This is a genomic window from Vibrio sp. 10N.286.48.F5, assembly GCF_041469785.1.
Classification (GTDB): domain Bacteria; phylum Pseudomonadota; class Gammaproteobacteria; order Enterobacterales; family Vibrionaceae; genus Vibrio; species Vibrio crassostreae_C.
Genome location: NZ_JBFRLG010000036.1, coordinates 1 through 19,644, shown reverse-complemented (window position 1 = coordinate 19,644; position 19,644 = coordinate 1). Strand labels below are relative to the sequence as shown.

The 19,644-nt window shown below is 45.1% G+C and carries 13 protein-coding genes; 10 read left to right on the top strand and 3 right to left on the bottom strand.

From position 1 onward, the window contains the following. The first annotated feature begins 173 nt into the window (after positions 1–173). The 4 genes from AB4185_RS18670 (at position 174) to AB4185_RS18655 (ending at position 3,947) form a co-directional block, all read left to right on the top strand. A complete protein-coding gene (locus AB4185_RS18670) occupies positions 174–722 on the top strand; it encodes an ECF-type riboflavin transporter substrate-binding protein (protein WP_065583792.1) in 549 nt (182 codons plus the stop codon). 6 nt (positions 723–728) lie between these two features. Further along, complete coding sequence (locus tag AB4185_RS18665; protein WP_372135748.1) at positions 729–2,423, top strand: ABC transporter ATP-binding protein; 1,695 nt, start codon at positions 729–731, stop codon at positions 2,421–2,423. Then, on the top strand, positions 2,420–3,259 hold the full coding sequence (locus AB4185_RS18660) for an energy-coupling factor transporter transmembrane protein EcfT (protein WP_017064241.1): 840 nt from the start codon (positions 2,420–2,422) through the stop codon (positions 3,257–3,259). Before AB4185_RS18665 ends, AB4185_RS18660 begins: the two co-directional genes overlap by 4 nt. Positions 3,260–3,482: 223 nt before the next feature. Then, complete coding sequence (locus AB4185_RS18655; RefSeq protein WP_372135747.1) at positions 3,483–3,947, top strand: TetR/AcrR family transcriptional regulator; 465 nt, start codon at positions 3,483–3,485, stop codon at positions 3,945–3,947. A 98-nt stretch (positions 3,948–4,045) separates the two neighbouring features. Here AB4185_RS18655 and glgB read toward each other — a convergent pair whose 3' ends face one another. The 3 genes from glgB to AB4185_RS18640 all read right to left on the bottom strand — a co-directional run bounded on the left by glgB (position 4,046) and on the right by AB4185_RS18640 (position 11,220). Then, complete coding sequence (gene glgB / locus AB4185_RS18650; RefSeq protein WP_065583790.1) at positions 4,046–6,226, bottom strand: 1,4-alpha-glucan branching protein GlgB; 2,181 nt, start codon at positions 6,224–6,226, stop codon at positions 4,046–4,048. A gap of 174 nt (positions 6,227–6,400) precedes the next feature. Beyond that, positions 6,401–8,581, bottom strand: coding sequence for a 4-alpha-glucanotransferase (malQ, locus tag AB4185_RS18645; protein ID WP_017067441.1), 2,181 nt, complete (start codon positions 8,579–8,581; stop codon positions 6,401–6,403). A 185-nt stretch (positions 8,582–8,766) separates the two neighbouring features. After that, positions 8,767–11,220: a glycogen/starch/alpha-glucan phosphorylase gene (locus AB4185_RS18640; RefSeq protein ID WP_102332726.1), complete on the bottom strand. Its 2,454-nt coding sequence runs from the start codon at positions 11,218–11,220 to the stop codon at positions 8,767–8,769. A 567-nt stretch (positions 11,221–11,787) separates the two neighbouring features. Between AB4185_RS18640 and malT the strand changes: the two genes are divergently transcribed. From malT to rsgA, 6 genes are all read left to right on the top strand, one after another. Beyond that, on the top strand, positions 11,788–14,496 hold the full coding sequence (gene malT / locus AB4185_RS18635; protein WP_017067440.1) for an HTH-type transcriptional regulator MalT: 2,709 nt from the start codon (positions 11,788–11,790) through the stop codon (positions 14,494–14,496). 579 nt (positions 14,497–15,075) lie between these two features. Next, entirely contained in the window at positions 15,076–15,996 is a 921-nt protein-coding gene (locus AB4185_RS18630; RefSeq protein ID WP_017064236.1) for a DUF368 domain-containing protein, read from the top strand. A 203-nt stretch (positions 15,997–16,199) separates the two neighbouring features. Continuing rightward, positions 16,200–16,640 carry a hypothetical protein gene (locus AB4185_RS18625; protein WP_017064235.1) on the top strand — a complete coding sequence of 147 codons (441 nt, stop codon included), beginning with the start codon at positions 16,200–16,202 and terminating at the stop codon, positions 16,638–16,640. Then, positions 16,637–17,233 carry an SCO family protein gene (locus AB4185_RS18620; protein WP_372135746.1) on the top strand — a complete coding sequence of 199 codons (597 nt, stop codon included), beginning with the start codon at positions 16,637–16,639 and terminating at the stop codon, positions 17,231–17,233. The genes AB4185_RS18625 and AB4185_RS18620 overlap by 4 nt, the downstream gene beginning before the upstream one ends. 85 nt (positions 17,234–17,318) lie before the next feature. After that, the gene (locus tag AB4185_RS18615; RefSeq protein WP_065583786.1) at positions 17,319–17,777 is read left to right on the top strand and encodes a copper chaperone PCu(A)C; all 459 of its coding nucleotides are present in this window, start codon (positions 17,319–17,321) and stop codon (positions 17,775–17,777) included. Positions 17,778–18,246: 469 nt separating this feature from the next. Then, positions 18,247–19,311 carry a ribosome small subunit-dependent GTPase A gene (gene rsgA / locus AB4185_RS18610; RefSeq protein ID WP_372135745.1) on the top strand — a complete coding sequence of 355 codons (1,065 nt, stop codon included), beginning with the start codon at positions 18,247–18,249 and terminating at the stop codon, positions 19,309–19,311. Positions 19,312–19,644 lie beyond the last annotated feature (333 nt).

The window sequence follows — 19,644 nt, the reverse complement described above, 5'->3', positions numbered from 1 at the left end:
AGATGGAATTTTAGACATCTAGACACTTACCTTCCCTTATGGAAGGGTTCTACTGTATAATGCGCGCCTTATTTTTTATATTTGCCCAAAAAACGTTCTCATTGAGACGCATATTAATAATGGCGAATATTCGTTCTTTATTAAGCTTTATCTTTCAGTATTCGAGGTTATCTATGAACTTTTCAGCTAAAACAGTGGTCGTTATTGCCATTGGCGCGGCACTGTACGGCATTGGTGGTTTACCTATGTTTGGTGTCCCAGTGTTTGCGAACACGACATTGAAACCAGCGATGGCAGTTCTAGCACTGTTTTCTGTTTTGTTCGGCCCAATTGTTGGCTTCTTAGTTGGCTTTATCGGTCACTGGGTTACGGATCTATTCGCAGGCTGGGGCGTGTGGTTAACTTGGGTTTTAGGCTCAGGTATCGTAGGTATGGTTATCGGCTTATTCCCAATGATGACTAAGAACCGCCTTCAACAAGGTGAACTGCCTATGAAGGACTTCGCGCTGTTTGTGGTACTTGCCCTTGCCGGTAATGTGGTTGGTTACGGCTGCTCTGCATTCCTAGATACCATCCTTTATGCAGAACCGTTTACTAAAGTCTTCACTCAGCTGTCTATCATCGCAGCGGGTAACACCGTTCTGATCGCTGTTGTGGGCTTACTGATCCTAAAATCAGTCGCTAAACGCAACAAACAAAGCCGCAACCTGACTGAGGCATAAGCGATAATGACTATAGCATTTTCGAACTTCTCTTTTAGATATGAGTCGCTGGATAAACCGACGCTAAAAAATATCAATCTAAGGATAGAGAAAGGAGAGAAAATCGTCATTATTGGACCAAGTGGTAGTGGTAAATCTACCCTAGGTCAATGCCTTAACTGTCTGATTCCTCATGCTATCAAAGGTGAGGTGACTGGCTCTCTAGAGATCAACGGTAAGAACATTTCTGATTTTTCTATGCACGACTATACCGAGCAGGTTGGCACAGTATTACAAGATACTGATAGCCAATTTGTCGGTTTGAGTATTGGCGAAGACATCGCATTCGCACTGGAAAATCAGTTAGTGTCGAACATTGATATGTACCCTCTGGTTAAGTCGACAGCAAAAATGGTCGACTTAGCAGATATGCTTGATCGCTCGCCACATGATTTATCCGGCGGCCAGAAACAACGCGTGTCATTAGCGGGCATCTTAGTTGATGACGTTGACATCCTGTTGTTTGATGAACCTTTGGCTAGCCTTGACCCGAAAACGGGTAAAGCGACTATCGAAATCATCGACCAACTTCATAAAGAAACCAACAAGACTATAGTCATCATCGAGCATCGCCTTGAAGATGTACTACATCGCGATATCGATCGAGTGATCTTGATGGAGCGCGGTGAAATTGTCGCGGACATGACACCCGATGAAATCTTAGCTTCTGAACTGCTTGAAACACACGGTATTCGTGAACCACTTTATTTATCTGCTCTGAAGGCAGCGAAAGCACCTTTGACCAGTGAAGATAAGCTATCAAACCTCAAAGCTCTCGATTACAAAAGATTCCGCCCTGCGGTTCAGGCTTGGTTTGCAGAGCGCCCGACTCCAGTTGCCGAGAAGCAGTACCAACCTTTGCTTGAGGTCCACGGCCTGACTTACTCTTACGATGGTGAAAAGAACGCTCTCGAAGATGTCAGCTTTAAGATTGGTAAGGGTGAGTTCGTTTCAATCTTAGGCAAAAACGGTTCAGGCAAATCTACCATCACTAAACTCATCATGGGTGTGATCGATGCCGATTCAGGCTCTTCCTATCTAAATGGTGAAGACCTATCTGAGCTTTCTATCTTTGAAAGAAGCCAGAAAGTCGGTGTCGTGATGCAGAACCCAAATCATATGATCTCTCATCATATGATTTTTGATGAAGTTGCATTCGGTCTGCGTAATCGTGGGGTTGCAGAGCAGGAAATCAAAGAGAAGGTGGAAAACGTTCTTGAGCTGTGTGGCTTGAGCAAGTTCCGCCACTGGCCAATCGAAGCGCTAAGCTACGGTCAGAAAAAACGCGTAACGATCGCTTCGATCTTAGTATTGGAGCCAGAGCTTCTGATCTTGGATGAACCAACAGCGGGTCAAGATTACCGCAACTACACCTCAATGCTGGCGTTTATCCAAAAGCTTAACCGCGAGTTAGGTATCACCGTCGTGATCATTTCACACGACATGCACCTTGTTCTAGAGTACACCACACGCTCAATTGTCATTGCTGACAGCAAGCTGATTGCCAATGCCGCGATGACGGAAGTATTCAGTCAGCCATCGCTGTTAGAACGCGCAAATCTTTGTACCACCAGCATTTATGAACTCGCGACTATGATGAAAATCGACGACACCAACGCATTCATGCAGTACTTCATCGACTACGAGAGAAGCGCTCAATGAACGTATCAAAAGTAAAATTCGGCATCAATTACATTGATACAAAATCACCGCTTCATGCACTTAACGGCATCACCAAATTTGCGCTCTTCTTAGCTTGGGTAACCGTGGTCTTAACTACGTTCGACCTAAGATTGATTGCACTGCTTATTGTGACTGGTTTATACCTGCTAAAGCTGACCAATGTGCCTGTACGCGTATATAAGCCTCTGTTATTGGGTACGGCGAGTGTATTGAGCCTAAATGCTTTGTTCATGTATCTGCTGGCTCCACAGCAAGGTACTGAGCTCATCGGCAGCAAAACCTTATTGCTGACATTGCCGGGTAACTACTCGTTGAGCCAAGAGACTCTGTTTTACTTGGTTACTGTGACGCTCAAATACATGAGCATGTTCCCGATAGCGTTGATTTTTGTCTTCACAACGCATCCGACTGAGTTTGCAGCTAGCCTCAACCGTATCGGTGTTCCTTACAAGATCGCCTATGCGGTCAGCTTAACACTGCGTTACTTGCCAGAAGTTAAGAAAGACTTCATCAATATCATGCATGCTCAACAGGCTCGTGGTGTAGAGCTCTCAAAGAAAGCGCCTCTAATTACTCGAATCAAAAATGTGGCTAAGGTTCTAGGCCCGCTCATTTTCTCTAGCTTGGACCGAGCAGACGAGATCTCTAACGCAATGACGTTACGAGGTTTTGGCCGACACAAAGCTCGCACTTGGTATAGCTATGCACCTTTGAAACGTATCGACTTTGTTTGTTTAGGTGTCATCGCTTTTATCGTGGTGTTAGCCATTGCGAAACGCATTCTAGAGCCGCAGTTATTTTGGTATCCGTTCTAGTCATCTGAATTAGCATTGATAAACAAAGACTTTAAATAACACACCGCTCAATAGGGCGGTGTTTTTGTTTATGCCAAAATCTAATTGATAATTGAACCAATGACACAATACTGACTATATTTAACGATAAATTGACCAGTTATTTACCCTTGGAGTTTGAGATTTAATTCATAGGCTCTTAATATACTCGTTTACAGAATGTTACAATCAGTAGAGATTTGTAATGGCTCGAATTACTCAAGTACAAAAACTAGAAAATCAAAAAAACTACGATGAGATCGTACTAAACCTTTTTCTGGCTGAAGGACATGAAGCACTAACTTATGCAAGGATTGCTCAAGAGATTGGCATTAGTTTAACGACGCTTCAGGGCTATTATCCGTCGACCCGCGCTATTCGTTCAGTACTTCACGAACACATGCTATCGATCGTTATAGACGGTCTAGACTTTTCATCGGAAGCGCTTTTTATCCAATCTTGGCAAGCCGCTCTAGATAATGAGCAGTTTCGATACGTGATTAAATTGATGTTTTTCCATGCTTCGCAAATAAAGAACCCTGAGCAATTTAACCTCAGCTCGAACGGCGAATTTCGTAAAAAGATGTTGGACAGTTTAGGCAACGACTCAGTTCGAATCCTTGAAATGGTAGTCGGACGCTCAATGTTCTATCTCACCAACTTCAAGTAACGCTAACCAGCTTACTGAAATAGAAAAAGGGAACCCTAGGGTTCCCTTTTTTAGACTTTCAGAAAAGTGAGCAGCGATGACCTGCTCAACTTATAGACCTAATTTAGCTTGTAAAAAACGGTCGATAACGGCGGCAAACGCAGCTCAATCGATGTGTCTAGCCCTTCGCTCTCTACAGATTCAATCTCAGCAGTCTGCTTCACTTCAAAACCGCTGCCTGCATAGTCGACAGAGTCTGTATTCAACAACAATGCGTATTCACCTTTTGCAGGAACACCTAAGCGGAAATGCTCGTGAGGCACTGGCGTAAAGTTAGACACTATCAATACTCGCTCACCAGATTCACTGATGCGCTCGTGCGCAAGAATGCTCGCTTCAGCAGAGTCCTGTAGACGCCATTCAAAGCCTTTCGGATCAAAATCAAGATCGTGCATTGCAGCTTCAGAGCGGTACAGATTGTTCAGGTCTTTCGTTAAACGCTGAACACCTTGATGACGCTCGTAATCCAGCAAAAACCATTGCAGCTGGTCGTCATGGTTCCATTCAGCCGTCTGACCAAATTCTGCACCCATGAAGTTCAGCTTCTTACCTGGTTGCGCATACATGTAACCCATATAAGCACGTAGGTTTGCCGTTTGCTGCCATTCATCACCAGGCATCTTGTTGTGGATAGAACCTTTACCGTAAACCACCTCATCGTGAGACAGAGACAATACATAATTCTCACTGTGTGCGTAAACCAGTGGGAAGGTAATCGTATCGTGGTGATATTTACGGTTGATTGGGTCTTCTTGAATGTAAGACAAGCTGTCGTGCATCCAACCCATGTTCCACTTAAAGCCAAAGCCTAAGCCGCCCATAAAAGTCGGTGCTGAAACACCAGGGAAAGCCGTTGATTCTTCAGCAATCGTCATCGCATTCGGAAAGTGTTTATACACTTCTTCGTTCATCCACTTAAGGGTTGCGATAGCGTCGTAGTTTTCGTTGCCGCCATCCGCATTCGGGATCCATTGGTCATGGCTACGCGAATAGTCGAGGTACAACATCGAAGCAACCGCATCAACACGGATGCCATCAATGTGGAATTGCTCGAACCAGTACAGTGCATTAGAAACTAAGAAACGACGAACATGCTCTTTGCCTAAATCGTAAATGTACGAGTTCCAATCTTGATGCCAACCACGACGTGGATCTGGATCATGGAATAATGGCGTACCATCGAAGTTTGCTAGGCCGTGATCATCACTTGGGAAGTGAGCAGGAACCCAGTCCAGAACAACGCCAAGACCCGCTTGGTGACATTGATCGACGAAGTATTTGAAATCATCTGGAGAGCCAAAACGGCTAGTCGGTGCAAATAGACCTACAGGCTGATAGCCCCAAGAACCGTAGAATGGATGTTCTGAAACTGGCATTAGTTCAACGTGCGTGTAGCCAAGATCCGTTAGATATGGGATCAGCTCTGCCGCAAGCTCGCGATAATTTAAGAATTCACCTTCAGCGTTACGCTTCCAAGAACCTGCATGCAATTCATAGAACGAAAGCGCTTCTTTGCGCTTTTGCGTTACCGGGCGATTTTGCCATTGAGTATCTTGCCACTGGTAACGAGCGTGATCGTAAGTTACAGATGAGAACGATGGGTATTGCTCAGAGTAGAAACCCCATGGGTCAGATTTGTGTGGTAAGCCTTCGCCATTTGGTCCTTTTAATTCAAACTTGTATTGAGCGCCTTCTTCCAGTTCAGGAATGAATAAGCCCCACATACCGTAATCTAGGCGTTGCATTGGGTGGCGGCGACCATCCCAAGCGTTGAAGTTACCCACCAAGCTTACCGCAGTTGCATGCGGTGCGTACACCAAGAAACGCGTACCTGAAATCGTCTGTCCATCACGCTCTAGCGTAATAAACTGAGCCCCCATGTGATGATACATATCTTTCGGTGTATGAAGATCTTCATAACTCGCGTACAGATCGTGGTACTGGTAAGGATCATCGATGATCTGTTCTACGCCAGCCCAATCAACCGCAAGCTTATAGTGAGTAAAACGTAAGTCTCTCTCTTGCTTAAGAATGAAACCACTTTCACCCTCTCGCGCTAACTCAATACGAGGTTCCTTTCCAACAATCAACTCGACTTTATCTGCCCCAGGAATCCACACACGTAATGCACCTTGCTCAGAAGGTAGGTATGGCCCTAAAAACGCGAATGGGTCTGTGAAACAAGCCTGTGATAGTTGGGTATATATTTGTTTTTGCTTTGAAATCGAACTTAGTTCCAAAACGTTTCTCCCTAACCAAACATCCAAAAAACATAATACAAAAATGCCCGCTATTAGTGCGGGCAATATAACGACGGTTTATTCTACCAGATGAGCATTCATTATTGAGTGACCGAGGTTGTAGTTTCGTACGGCGTAAGCAAAAAACCACCTAATTTCAAGTCACTCACGTCATTACTTACCGGCTTTTTCTCGAACGTCAGTCAGCTTAGAAGCGATACGATTAACGCCTTCGTGAGCAAATATTTCGTCCAAGTTCATTGATAGTTTACGACGCCAGTTAGGGTATTCATCAACCGTGCCAGGAATGTTTACTGGCTTGTCCATCTCTAGCCAATCTTCTAGCTGAACGCTCAGTAGTGTTGAACCACCAGCCGCTACGTGCAGTTGAAGTGCCTCAGCAAGGTAAGAGTCCATCGGTACTTGGCTCGCATCGCGGCCCACACCTTCTGGTAGGAAACCATGCCATGCTACTGAATCTAAGATACCTTGCTTGCACTCTAGGCGGTCATCGAACAAGGTTTCTAATTGTTCTGCATCTGGGTATAAGCCAATCTCTTGGCCCATTTTCAGGTCATCACAGTGCCAGAAGCCACGAAGCGTTGGCATATCGTGAGTACACAGTGCCGCCATCGATTGTGATGCGTAGTGTTTTGGTGAGATGAAACCACCGTCATCTTCTGATGTTTCGAAGAAGAACACTTTGTAAGAGTGCACGCCAGCATCTGCAAGGATGTCGACAATCTCATCCGGTACCGTTCCTAAATCTTCACCGATAACGCTACATTGGTAACGGTGAGATTCAAGCGCCAGAATAGACAGCATATCTTGTACTGGGTAGTAGATGTACGCGCCCTTAGTTGCGTTCTCACCCTTTGGAATCCACCACAAGCGCAGTAGACCTAAAACGTGGTCGATACGCAGTGCACCACAGTGCTTCATGTTCGCACGAAGTAGCTTGATGTAAGCGTCGTAGCTTGTTTCTTGAAGCACTTCTGGGTTTAACGGAGGTAGACCCCAGTTCTGACCCAAAGGACCAAGAATATCAGGTGGAGCACCAATGCTCGCATCCATCACTAGGTTGCCTTCGTCAGCCCAAGTCTCGCTGCCTGAATCTGCAACACCTACCGCTAAGTCACGGTACAGGCCAACAGCCATGCCCTTCTCTTCTGCAAGAGACTGTGCATCGTTGATCTGGCAATCTGCTAGCCATTGCAGGTACATGTACAGATGAACGTTTTCTAAGTTCTCTTTGATGTATTTCTGTGTCGCTGGGCTGTCGAATGTACGGTACTTCTCAGGGAATACCGGCCATCCCCACATGCCAGAATCTTCTGCATGCAGTTCACCATGTAGAGCATCAAACGCCGCTTGATGCATCAGGCTATCGCCACCCTCTTCTACGAAGGCTAAGAACGCTTGTGCACGGTCGCTGTTTTTGTCTAGATGACGAGTCTTAAATTCTGCGAATAGCAGAGGCAAGATGCTCATCTTAAGCTCAGACACTTCGGTGTAGTTTACCCAGTGTGCTTCACGCGCTTTTTGTAGACGCTGTTGGAACTCTGCGCTGCCGACTGTTTGTTGTGCTTCTGCACTTAGTGCAAATTCAGGAACTGAACTCACATCAATGTATAAGATGTTCAACCAGCGACGAGAAGATGGGCTATATGGGCTCGCACCTTCAGGGTTCGCAGGGAACAATGAGTGAATTGGGTTTAGACCAACGAAGTCACCACCACGAGAAGCGATATCCGCAACAAGCTGTTTTAGGTCTCCGAAATCACCAATACCCCAGTTATGCTGAGTTCTTAGGGTATAAAGTTGAACACTGGGTCCCCAAAGCTTTTTGCCTTGCTCGATTGGTGACTGCTTGAAACACGCTTTTGGCGTAATAATCAGTGTCATCTCGTAAGGCTTCTTACGGCGCTTACGGCTCACAATGAGCTTGTGATAACCCCATGCCAAATCACTTGGCAATGCAAACACTAAAGGGCCACCCTCGGCACGCTCGTCACGAATGACTTGAGATTGAAGATAGCCTTCAAGTACCTCTCCTTGCTCTGTTTCTAAGCGCCAGCTGAACTCACTTTCACGAGCACTTACACCTAGATTAAGCGCCACTTCTACTGGCTCACCGTCACGCAAGACAAGAACTGGGTCTAGTACATCTTTTTTGTGTTTTCTTTCTGCTGACTTAAGCAGTGCATCATCGCTGCTTGTATCGTAGCCCAACGAAGCCAATAGAGACGTGATCGTCTCGTCTGATACTTGTGCTTCATCGCCCCACGCACTAACGTAACTGTCGGCAATGTTTGCCATTTCTGCGACTTGTTTTAATACGGTCTGTTCTTTCATCGCTCTCTCCGAAAACGTTCTGACGCTTTCTATTTTGTAGGGTTGTTAATTTAATTTTTACTAATCAATTAGCTTGTGACAATCGGTTTGTAAGCAGCTTGTTTATAAACGAAACCTTTAAGCCTTTCGTTTGCTCACAAGCTAATTGAGCCAAGGCAGAAACTGCCTTGGCTACTTTGGAAGTATTAACGGTTAACCGCTTCAAGTTTCCAGATGTTGTTCACGTAGTCGCGGATAGAGCGGTCTGATGTGAACTTACCAACCAATGCTGTGTTAAGAATTGCTTTCTTAGCCCAACCTGCTTGGTCTTTGTATTGCGTGCCCATGTCTTCGTGCGCTTTCACGTAAGATGCGAAGTCAGCAAGACATAGGTAAGGGTCACCACCGTCTAGCAGGCTATCAAACGTTGCACGTAGAAGGCCTGGTTGACCTGGAGTGAACTCATCGCCAGTCAGTAGGTCTAGAGATGCTTTCAGTAGTGGGTCTGCATTGTAGTAGTCGTATGGGTTGTAGCCTTGAGCTTTCAGAGCTTGAACACCATCAACGTCTAGGCCGAAGATGTAGATGTTTTCATCACCCACTTCTTCACGAATCTCAACGTTTGCACCATCCATCGTACCGATAGTTAGCGCGCCGTTTAGAGCCATCTTCATGTTGCCCGTACCAGATGCTTCTTTACCCGCTAGTGAGATTTGCTGAGAAACGTCTGCTGCAGGGATGATGATTTCAGCCATGCTTACACGGTAGTCAGGAATGAATACCACTTTCAGTTTGTTACCGATGCGAGGGTCGTTGTTGATCTTCTCTGCAATCTTGTTAACCGCGAAGATGATCTCTTTCGCTAGGTGGTAACCCGGTGCTGCTTTCGCTGCGAAGAAACATACGCGTGGCTCACACTCGAAACCAGGTTCGTTAAGAATACGGTGGTACAGAGATAGAATGTGTAGCAAATCTAGGTGCTGACGCTTGTATTCGTGAAGACGTTTGATTTGAACGTCAAAGATAGCGTTAGTATCTAGCTCGATACCCATGTTCTCTTGAACCCAATCAGCTAGGCGCTGTTTGTTTTCTTTCTTAACAGCCATGAATTCTTTTTGGAATTTCGCGTCTGTTGCAAACTTAGCGATGCCTTCTAGCTGCTCAAGTTTTGCTGGCCATTCAGTGCCGATCTTACCCGTGATTAGCGCAGATAGACCTGGGTTACAGAACTTCAACCAACGACGTGGCGTGATGCCGTTCGTTACGTTAGTCAGTTTACCTGGGAAGATTTCGTTGAATTCAGGGAACAAGTCTTTCTTAACCAGTTGAGAGTGAAGCGCAGCTACACCGTTTACTTTGTAAGAACCAATCACACATAGGTTTGCCATGCGAACCATACGGTGGAAACCTTCTTGGATGATAGAAAGCTTCGCTTGCTTCTCACCATCACCAGGCCACATCTTGCGAACTTCTTGCATGAAGCGGTGGTTGATTTCAAAGATGATTTCCATGTGACGTGGAAGAAGACGATTGATTAAAGATTCAGACCAAGTCTCTAGCGCTTCTGGAAGTAGTGTGTGGTTCGTGTAAGCGAACGTGTGAGCACTGATTTCCCATGCTTGATCCCAAGATAGACCTTTCTCGTCAATCAGGATGCGCATTAGCTCAGGAATCGCGATCGTTGGGTGTGTATCGTTCAGCTGAATCGTTTCTTGCTTAGGCAGATCTTCTAGAGAGAAACCTGCTGCTTCGTGGCGACGTAGAATATCGCGAACCGATGCTGCTGAATGGAAGTACTGCTGCATTAGACGCAGAGTCTTACCTTTCTCGTGGTTGTCGTTCGGGTAAAGAACTTTAGTGATGTTACCTGCATCGATTAGCGAGTGTTGCGCTTCGAAGTAATCACCGTTGTTAAAGCTTGCTAGCGAGAATGGTGCGATTGCCTGACATTCCCAAAGACGCAGCGGGTAAACCGTGTTTGACTCGTAACCTACGATAGGTAGATCCCAAGGCATTGCTTTTACTTCCATACCTGGAACCCAAGTACGAACTTCTTTACCGTCAACGAATTCAACGTCTACATGACCGTAAAAACCAATGTGTTGTGCTAGTTCTGGACGAGCTACTTCCCATGGGTAACCTTCAACACCACGCCATGCGTCAGGTGCTTCTTGTTGACGACCGTCTTGGAAAGATTGTTTGAATAGACCGTACTCGTAGTGAAGACCGTAGCCTACTGTTGGGTATTCTTGAGCGGCACAAGAATCCATGAAACAAGCAGCTAGACGACCAAGACCACCATTACCTAGTGATGGGTCGCGTTCTTCTTCTAGAAGGTCAGTTAGGTTTTGACCTAGCTCTTCCATTGCATGAGTGATCTGTTCGTAAAGACCCATGCTGATCAGGTTGTTACCTGTTAGACGACCAATCAAAAACTCTAGTGATAGGTAGTTAACGCTCTTAGCGTTCTTAATTTTTTCATCATTTTCAGTTTCTAGCAGGTCAAAAGTCGTTAGCTCTGCAAGAGCACGACCCATTGCTAGATACCATGAACGGCTGTCTGCTGTTTCAACGGTTGTTGCGTAGGTTGCAGATAAATGTTTCTTAACACTCTCTTGGAATGACACTTTATCGAAAGTTTTTTGCTGAGTTGGTTTCATTTCAGAAATCTCGCTTTTAATAGTTCTAATTCATCTGTGACATATCGTGCATGGTCACCATAAACTAAACATCCTCCCGCTAATGCAACTGACTAGGAGTAGATGGGAGGGCGTAGGGGGCGTACCGACTTAGGGTTAGTGATCTGACTCTCATGTTCTGACTGAGAACAAAAACTTGGAGTGACTAAGATCACAAGCTCCCGTTCGATAACTTAACTTCAATTGATGTGACTTTTATTTAACCAGATTAAAGTCATTGTCAAATCTGATATTCAGATCACGAAAATAATTTCCAACTCTCATCTTTTGCATAGATTCCCGTGTAGGGATGAACGAAGTCATATTCACAAACCAACCCGCAACGTGAGCAAAGTCTCAAATAAAGGGCGTAGACACCCAAAAACATGCAGGAGCGCAAGGTTTCTGAGGAGGATCATAGTCGGTGACGTTTGGCTTCACGTAATATGAGTAAAGACTTAAGTAATTAGGCTAATGTCATTGGAGTGCACTCAACGATAGATTGGGATATTCCAGAACATAGCCACGGAATAGGTGTAAAACTTCGATATGTGGATCCCTTCGAAACTGACTCGTCCCGGCCGCTTACATAATGCAATCCTACGACCTAGGGTTCTCGATCTGCTTCACAATGCAGATTGCTATAAGCTTGTGTTGTTCCGCTCTCCAGCGGGCTACGGCAAAACCACCATGGCTGCACAATGGTTGGTAGATAAACCCAATGTGGGTTGGTACAGCATTGATGATAGCGACAACGATGCCTTCCGCTTTATCAACTACCTACTTCAATCACTTAATAAAGCGACTCAAAATGCCTGTCCGAATGCCCAAAAGCTGGCAGAAAAACGACAGTTTTCATCGCTGCATTCTTTATTAAGTGAAGTATTTGCCGAGATGTCGGAATTCCATCACGAGTGTTTTCTGGTGTTGGATGACTATCACTTGGTCAACAATGACGACATCCACGAAGCCATGCGCTTCTTCCTCAAACACATGCCCGATAACCTAACGTTGGTTGTCACCAGTCGTGGTACGCCACCACTTGGTACAGCAAACCTGCGCGTTCGTGACTTAATGATCGAATTAGGTAATGACTCGTTGGCGTTTGATACCGAAGAAACCACACGCTTTTTCAACCAACGCGTAGCCGACGGCATTGATGACACCACGGCAGATAGCATTTGTAGTTATGTAGAAGGTTGGCCTTCTGCACTACAACTTATCGCGCTACAAGCACAACACCAAAAACGCACTCTTGCACAGTCCGCAGAGTCATTCTCTCACTTTAACCACGCCCATCTTTGGGACTACTTGGTTGAAGAAGTATTCGACCTGCTAGACAAAGAAACCCGACAGTTCTTGATGCAATGTTCCGTGCTTGATCACTTCAACGATGAACTTGTGTGTGCACTTACACAGCGTGAAGATGCGTTAGGTATGATCGAATCACTCAACCGTTTTGGTTTGTTCATCTACCCGCTTGAAGGTGAAAAGAACTGGTATCGCTTCCATAACTTGTTTGGTGAATTCCTCGCACATGAGCGCCAAGCTCGAATTCCTCAGCAAGAAGCAGAACTGCATCGAAGTGCTGCAAAAGCGTGGATCAAGCAAAACACACCACACCAAGCACTACGTCACGCACAGCGCGCTGAAGATCCAGAACTGATCATTCAAATCCTGACTGAGCACGGTTGGCCGATGTTCAACCAAGGTGAGCTTTCGTCATTAGAAATGGCGATCAAACAGCTAACCACAGATCAACTATACAGTGAGCCAAAGCTTTCGATGTTGCGTGCTTGGCTTGCACAAAGTCAGCACCGTTATGACCAAGTGGGTACTTTGTTGGAAGAGGCTGAGACTCAATATCAAGCTCGAAACATTGAACTCGATACTCAGCAGCAAGGCCAATACAACGCCTTACGCGCACAAGTTGCCATCAACAGCAATGAGCCTGAGAAAGCATTGGAATTGGCTGAGCTTTCGTTGAGTCAGTTGAACACCACCGTTTATCGTAGCCGCATTGTCGCAACCTCGGTTGTAGGCGAAGTGAATCACGTAATGGGTAACCTAAGCCGTGCGCTACCGATGATGCAACAAACAGAAAAACTGGCACGTCAGTATCAGGTTTACCATCAGGCCCTGTGGGCGATTCTGCAACAAAGCGAAATCTTGATTGCTCAAGGTTATGTTCAAGCTGCATTTGAGCTACAAGACAGTGCATTCAAATTGATTGAAGAACATCAGCTGCAATACGTACCTCTGCACGAATTCTTGCTGCGTGTTCGCGCTCAGATCTTCTGGTGTTGGAACCGACTAGATGAAGCGGAAGAGTGTTGCTACAAAGGCTTAGATATCCTTGGTCACCACTCTCCGAGTAAACACCTGCACAGCTATTCTATGTTGGCTCGTATTTCATTGAGCCGTGGTGAGATTGATAAAGCGTCGAAATTTATCGACCAGATTCAGCACCTATTGCGTCAATCGACTTACCACGTAGATTGGACGGCAAATGCTTCTCTTTCTTTGATTCTGTTCTGGCAAGTAAAAGGCGATAAAGAAGCTATCCGTGATTGGCTGAGTGTGGCTGTTCGACCTGAATCGGCAAGTAACCACTTCTGCCAACTTCAGTGGCGAAACATCGTTCGTGCTCACATCATCCTTGAGCAGTATGAAGACGCAGAAGAAGCGCTAACTTTCCTTAAGAGTGAAGCCCAGCGTTCGCACCTGATTACAGACACCAACCGCAACTTGATCGTTGAAGCCGTGTTACGTACACAAATTAACGATGAAGACAGCGCACGAGTACTGCTTGAAGAAGCGCTTCATATGACTAACCAAACCGGTATGGTCGGTAACTTCTTAGTCGACGGTGGGACTATCGGGCATATCTTGGATAAGTTGAGCAACAAGCCTGGCTTAGGTGATTTAGAACGTCACCGCGCGCAACAAATCATGAAGGATATCTCCACGACCCAACGCAGTCGTTCGGTGCATTTCGATGAAGACTTTGTTGAGAACTTGGTTAATCACCCGAATATCCCTGAGCTGGTGCGCACTAGCCCACTCACTCAGCGTGAATGGCAAGTGCTTGGTCTGATCTATTCAGGATTCAGTAATGAGCAGATCGCTCAAGAACTCGATGTAGCGGGTACCACGATCAAGACTCACATCCGTAACCTTTACCAAAAACTCAATATTGCTAACCGTAAAGAAGCAATCAGCACAGCGGAAAACTTGCTGCAGTTGATGGGGTACTAAAACGGATTCGAGATTGATTCGAGATTGATTCGAGAAAACATAAGCTAGTCACCGATGGTGGCTGGCTTTTTTTTCATCTGAAGTTTAGAACCTAAAAATGTAGGAATGGGAAAAGTAAAAAGACGATCACCAAACGACAGGCAAAAAAATAGCCAACCGCAATAATCGCGATTGGCTCTATATATTTGTGAACAAATCATAGGTTCACTAACAACGTCAGTTGGCTAGGTGACCCTCGGCTTAAGAAGGGTCAATGTATATAATGCAGTTAGCGTGCCAACTTTTATTCGACGTTTTATAAGCCCTGCATCGCATAAAAACCATGAATTTGTCATGCGAATTGCAAAGTGCATTTGCATAATGCAACCAAGATGCAATATCGATAAGAGATCAGTTTCATCGCTGCTCTTAATGACAAATCACTAAGTGGTTGTTATCTAAATGTTAGGCAAATATTCACTTCAACTTATTGCCTTACAATTAATAGAGTAATAAAAGCCCTTCCCCAAAAGCATATTCATACTTTTTTTACACTAAAGTTTGTATACTGCACAAAATCATCCTCAACTCTATGAAGCAATGAACTACTTAAGTACTTTTTTCAAAGGCATGGCTATGGGCGCAGCAGACGTTGTTCCTGGCGTGTCGGGCGGAACCATCGCATTCATCACTGGTATCTACGATACGCTGCTAGAAAGCATTCGCAGAATTAACCCTAGCGTACTTGGCTTATGGAAACGCGAAGGCTTCAAAGCCGCGTTTAATCACATCAATGGTTTCTTCCTAATTTCACTGTTCGCGGGCGTATTCACGAGCATTGCGACATTCGCAAAATTGATTTCTTGGTTATTAGTCACCCACCCTGTTCCACTGTGGTCTTTCTTCTTCGGCCTGATCTTGGTCTCGGTTTTCCATATTCTTAAGCAAGTAGAGAAACGCGATATGATTCGCTTCGTGTTTTTGCTGCTTGGCGTTGCTTTCGCTTATAGCATTACCGTGCTTAAACCGCTGCAAATGGAACCAACCAGCATCAACGTATTGATTGCGGGTGCGATTGCTATCTGCGCGATGATTTTACCCGGTATTTCAGGCAGCTTTATTCTGCTCCTGATTGGCATGTATGGCCCCGTGCTTGGCGCCGTTAAATCATTTCAAGTCGATGTACTTGCGCTATTCCTTGCGGGCTGTGTGATCGGACTGCTGACTTTCTCACATGTACTGTCTTGGCTATTGCGTTCATTCCGCGACTTCACATTGGTATTCTTAACCGGTTTGATGATCGGTACGCTGCCTAAGATCTGGCCTTGGAAAGAGACCATCAGCTGGCGCACAAACTCAAAAGGTGAACAAGTTCCTCTGATTCAAGAAAACCTATCACCGTTTGATTTTGAAGCGGTAACCTCTCAGCCTTCTCAGTTGGTCATGGCGATTGTGATGATGTTTGCTGCGATTGCATTGGTTTTAGGCCTGGAGAAGTTCGCAGAGCGTAACGCTGACTAATCATTCAACGTATTTCTGGAACATGTTCAGAATGGATAGAACTTAGAAATACTAAGCTCACATATCTATTAAACAGACAAAAGCGAAGCCAATGGCTTCGCTTTTTTAGTTCTACCATACGCACAAAATTGCTTTTTGATACAAGCACGTATTGAGTGGTGTGATACCATCGCCGTTCTTATAAAATCAAATGAGAACACGACATGCACCCAGCATTAAAGGTTGCTGCGCTCGGTATTGCGCTGGTCGCTGGCTTTTATGGACCACAGGCAGTTGAGCAATTTAAATCGGTAGTAGAGAGCCACTCTCCTGACGTCAACTTAGATGACTACTGCATGCTTTCAACAACATGGTGTGAGCAAGACAGCGTTGCTATGACCCTTGAGCATGAAACAGCTCAACCTCTAGTCCCAACAAAAATCAAAGTGGTGTGGGAAGGCGCGGCCTCTGAAACCTTGATGCTATCGCTGACCGGTTTAGAGATGGAAATGGGCTCAGCACGTTTCCAATTAAAAAATACTGGTAACAACATCTATGAAGGTGATGTCATTTTACCCGTGTGTACCATGGATCACATGACTTGGCTTGGTGAGCTCACCGATGGTGTTGAAACCGTAAAACCTGCAATAAGGATGGCAAGATGAGTAGAAATTGGTCGTTAGCATTGGTTGTCGCTTTTGTACTTGGCTTTGGTGTCAAAAGCTATCTTGATGGGCAAAACGAAGTTCAAGAACAACACACTGCAAAACAAGAGTTCTCCGCAACGACTCTTTTCGGCAAAGACAACCAACCAACGGAAATCTTTGACCAAACCGATGACAGAATTCGTATCGTTTACTTCGGTTTCACACGCTGCCCAGATGTGTGCCCCACTTCTTTGGCTATGTTGGCCGGAGCACTTAACCAAGTCTCTGATGAAGCAAAAGCCAAGATTCGCCCGATGTTTGTCTCTCTCGACCCTGAGCGTGATGCAGCAGAGGCCTCATACGAATACGCACAATACTTCCACCCAATGATGGAAGGATTAAGTGGTCCTTTGGATGTGACAACCACGCTTGCACACAACTACGGTGTTATTTTCAGAAAGACCAAGCTGGAAGGTTCAGAGTTGGAATACACCCTTGACCACAGCTCATATTTTTATTTTTTAAAGCCCGACGGTACCTTGATTACCAAAGTGCCGCATACGTTAACGCCAGCGCCGATTGTTGAGGCCATCAACCAATTGACGCAGTAAAACGTAAAAATAAAGAACTTAACCAATAAAGTTCGAACAAAAAAGTCAGGTCCCAGACCAAAACATAAAAATTAAGGACAACAACATGAAGTTAAAAGCACTTGCTCTAGCAGGCTTATTGCTCACTCCCCTTGCTCACGCTAATAGCGACATTATGGTTCATGACGCGTACGCTCGTGCAACACCGCCTTCAGCAGTGAACAGCGCGGTATTCACGACTCTGATGAACCACAGCGATAAAGATCGCGCTATTGTTTCTGCGACAACGCCAGCAGCAGGAAAGGTAGAACTTCATGATGTTATCGTTGACGGCGACGTAATGAAGATGCGCCAAGTTCAACAAATCACAATCCCTGCAAATGGTGAAGCGGTACTAAAGCCAGGTAGCCTACACATCATGTTGTTCGACCTAAAAGATGGTCTAAAAGAAGGTGAGCAGATCGAAATGACTCTGACTTTCGCTAACGGTGAAACGCAAACCTTTGACGCGCCGGTTAAGAAAGTAATGAGCGGCATGAAAAAGATGAATCACGATCATCACTAATCGGATTCATAATCAATGAAATAAATTAAGCCACGATGACTTCTCGCCATCGTGGCTTTTTGTTAAACTGAGCGCGCTTTTTATTCAAAGCCTGAACACATCAATAAACCAAGGAGAATAGAAGATGATTGTAATGAACACACTAAAACTGGCAGTAAAAGTAACGCGTTAATTTGTTTGGTTAATCAAACTTAAACACCGATCTACCAACTTATCGTCATCCATTGACGACCGCACACTTTTACCCGGTTTACTGTTGATCATAAGTGATCAATACCTGCATGCCCAACAACGCATGACTAAATCCGGGGTCCTATCTATTTGAATTCGACCCAAGCACAAAACATTTTTGACGTCTCGACGCTTTTTGATATGACTAACGCTTTTCGATCTCATCAACAACCTGAGATCTTACAAGACGTTAATGCTCTCATAAGAAAAGAAAGCTCGCACGTCTGGGTAAATAGACATGAATTCACAAAACGCATTTTCTCATCCAATGTCACTTCAACAACTTGGATGGCAACCTGTATTCCAACAACAACTGACACTCGAAGACTATGACCACTCCGTCATTGCTCGTATCGTCGCACATCACCGTAGTGGCTATACATTAGCGTCAGAGCAAGGTGAAATTGTTCTACCCATCCACCAAAACCAACCGGCAATGACCGTTGGCGACTGGGTGATTTTGAACTCTGATCTGCAATTCGACCGCTTACTAGACCGTCAATCGCTCTTCCGCCGTAAAGCTGCTGGCAGTCGCGTAGCTGAACAATATATTTCAGCCAATATCGACACGGTTTTTATCGTGGTGTCGTTAAATAACGACTTTAACCTAAGCCGCATCGAGCGTTATCTCGCTCTCGCTAATGAAGCGCAAGTTGAAGCCGTTATCGTACTCACCAAGAAAGACTTGTGTGACGACTACCAAGACAAAGTACAGCAAGTACAAAGCCTAGACCCAATGCTGATGATCGAAGCGGTCAACAGCCTAGATCAAGACTCAACCCAAGTACTTTCACCTTGGTGTAAAATCGGCAAGACCGTCGCGCTAATGGGCTCTTCTGGTGTGGGTAAGTCGACTTTGGTTAACTCATTGCTAGGTGAAGCATCGCAGGCAACTGGTGGTATTCGTGAAGACGACAGTAAAGGTCGTCATACAACCACATCACGATCACTCCACTTGCTCGCATCAGGTGGCTTGCTTCTCGACACTCCAGGAATGCGAGAGCTACAACTTGCAGACTGCGCTGAAGGCGTGAGTGAAACTTTTTCAGACGTCGAAGAGTTAGCAATGCACTGCCGCTTCTCTGATTGTCATCATGAATCAGAGCCGGGATGCAAGATAAGGGCTGCCATTGAGAGTGGTGAACTGTCTGAAAGACGATTTACTAACTATCAAAAGCTACTGAGAGAGCAAGCAAGAAACGGCGCTTCTCTTGCAGAGCAACGCGCTAACAATAAGCAGCTTTCCAAAATGTACCGAAACGTACAGTCAGAAAGCCGCAATATTAAGAAAGGCTCATCTTAAGCAGTTGGATATTGACGGTAATCTGAGTTAATCGCTCAACGCTGAGCTGAAACACCGAGCCCCACGTGTCAATCGCGTGGGGCTTTATCTACAAATTCCCTTCCTCATCAACAAGGGATATTAAGATATCGTCTGCTTCCGAAAGTAAAAATTCACCATTTATAATAGTTGGAATTTTTCTTAGCGAGTTAATCATCACGTTAATGATTCTCTTTATCCAGTTCAATATAATTCGCCCTTGAACAATAAAGTTAAAATACGATTAATCGCGTCACTTTTACTATCAGATTGACTGAATATAACGAACATAAAGTGGCTTTGTTTCCTAATTGG

Coding starts and splice junctions, on each gene's coding strand:
- AB4185_RS18670 (WP_065583792.1), top strand. CDS start 174: ATGAACTTTTCAGCTAAAACAGTGGTCGTTATTGCCATTGGCGCGGCA.
- AB4185_RS18665 (WP_372135748.1), top strand. CDS start 729: ATGACTATAGCATTTTCGAACTTCTCTTTTAGATATGAGTCGCTGGAT.
- AB4185_RS18660 (WP_017064241.1), top strand. CDS start 2,420: ATGAACGTATCAAAAGTAAAATTCGGCATCAATTACATTGATACAAAA.
- AB4185_RS18655 (WP_372135747.1), top strand. CDS start 3,483: ATGGCTCGAATTACTCAAGTACAAAAACTAGAAAATCAAAAAAACTAC.
- malQ (WP_017067441.1), bottom strand. CDS start 8,581: ATGAAAGAACAGACCGTATTAAAACAAGTCGCAGAAATGGCAAACATT.
- AB4185_RS18640 (WP_102332726.1), bottom strand. CDS start 11,220: ATGAAACCAACTCAGCAAAAAACTTTCGATAAAGTGTCATTCCAAGAG.
- malT (WP_017067440.1), top strand. CDS start 11,788: ATGTGGATCCCTTCGAAACTGACTCGTCCCGGCCGCTTACATAATGCA.
- AB4185_RS18630 (WP_017064236.1), top strand. CDS start 15,076: ATGAACTACTTAAGTACTTTTTTCAAAGGCATGGCTATGGGCGCAGCA.
- AB4185_RS18625 (WP_017064235.1), top strand. CDS start 16,200: ATGCACCCAGCATTAAAGGTTGCTGCGCTCGGTATTGCGCTGGTCGCT.
- AB4185_RS18620 (WP_372135746.1), top strand. CDS start 16,637: ATGAGTAGAAATTGGTCGTTAGCATTGGTTGTCGCTTTTGTACTTGGC.
- AB4185_RS18615 (WP_065583786.1), top strand. CDS start 17,319: ATGAAGTTAAAAGCACTTGCTCTAGCAGGCTTATTGCTCACTCCCCTT.
- rsgA (WP_372135745.1), top strand. CDS start 18,247: ATGAATTCACAAAACGCATTTTCTCATCCAATGTCACTTCAACAACTT.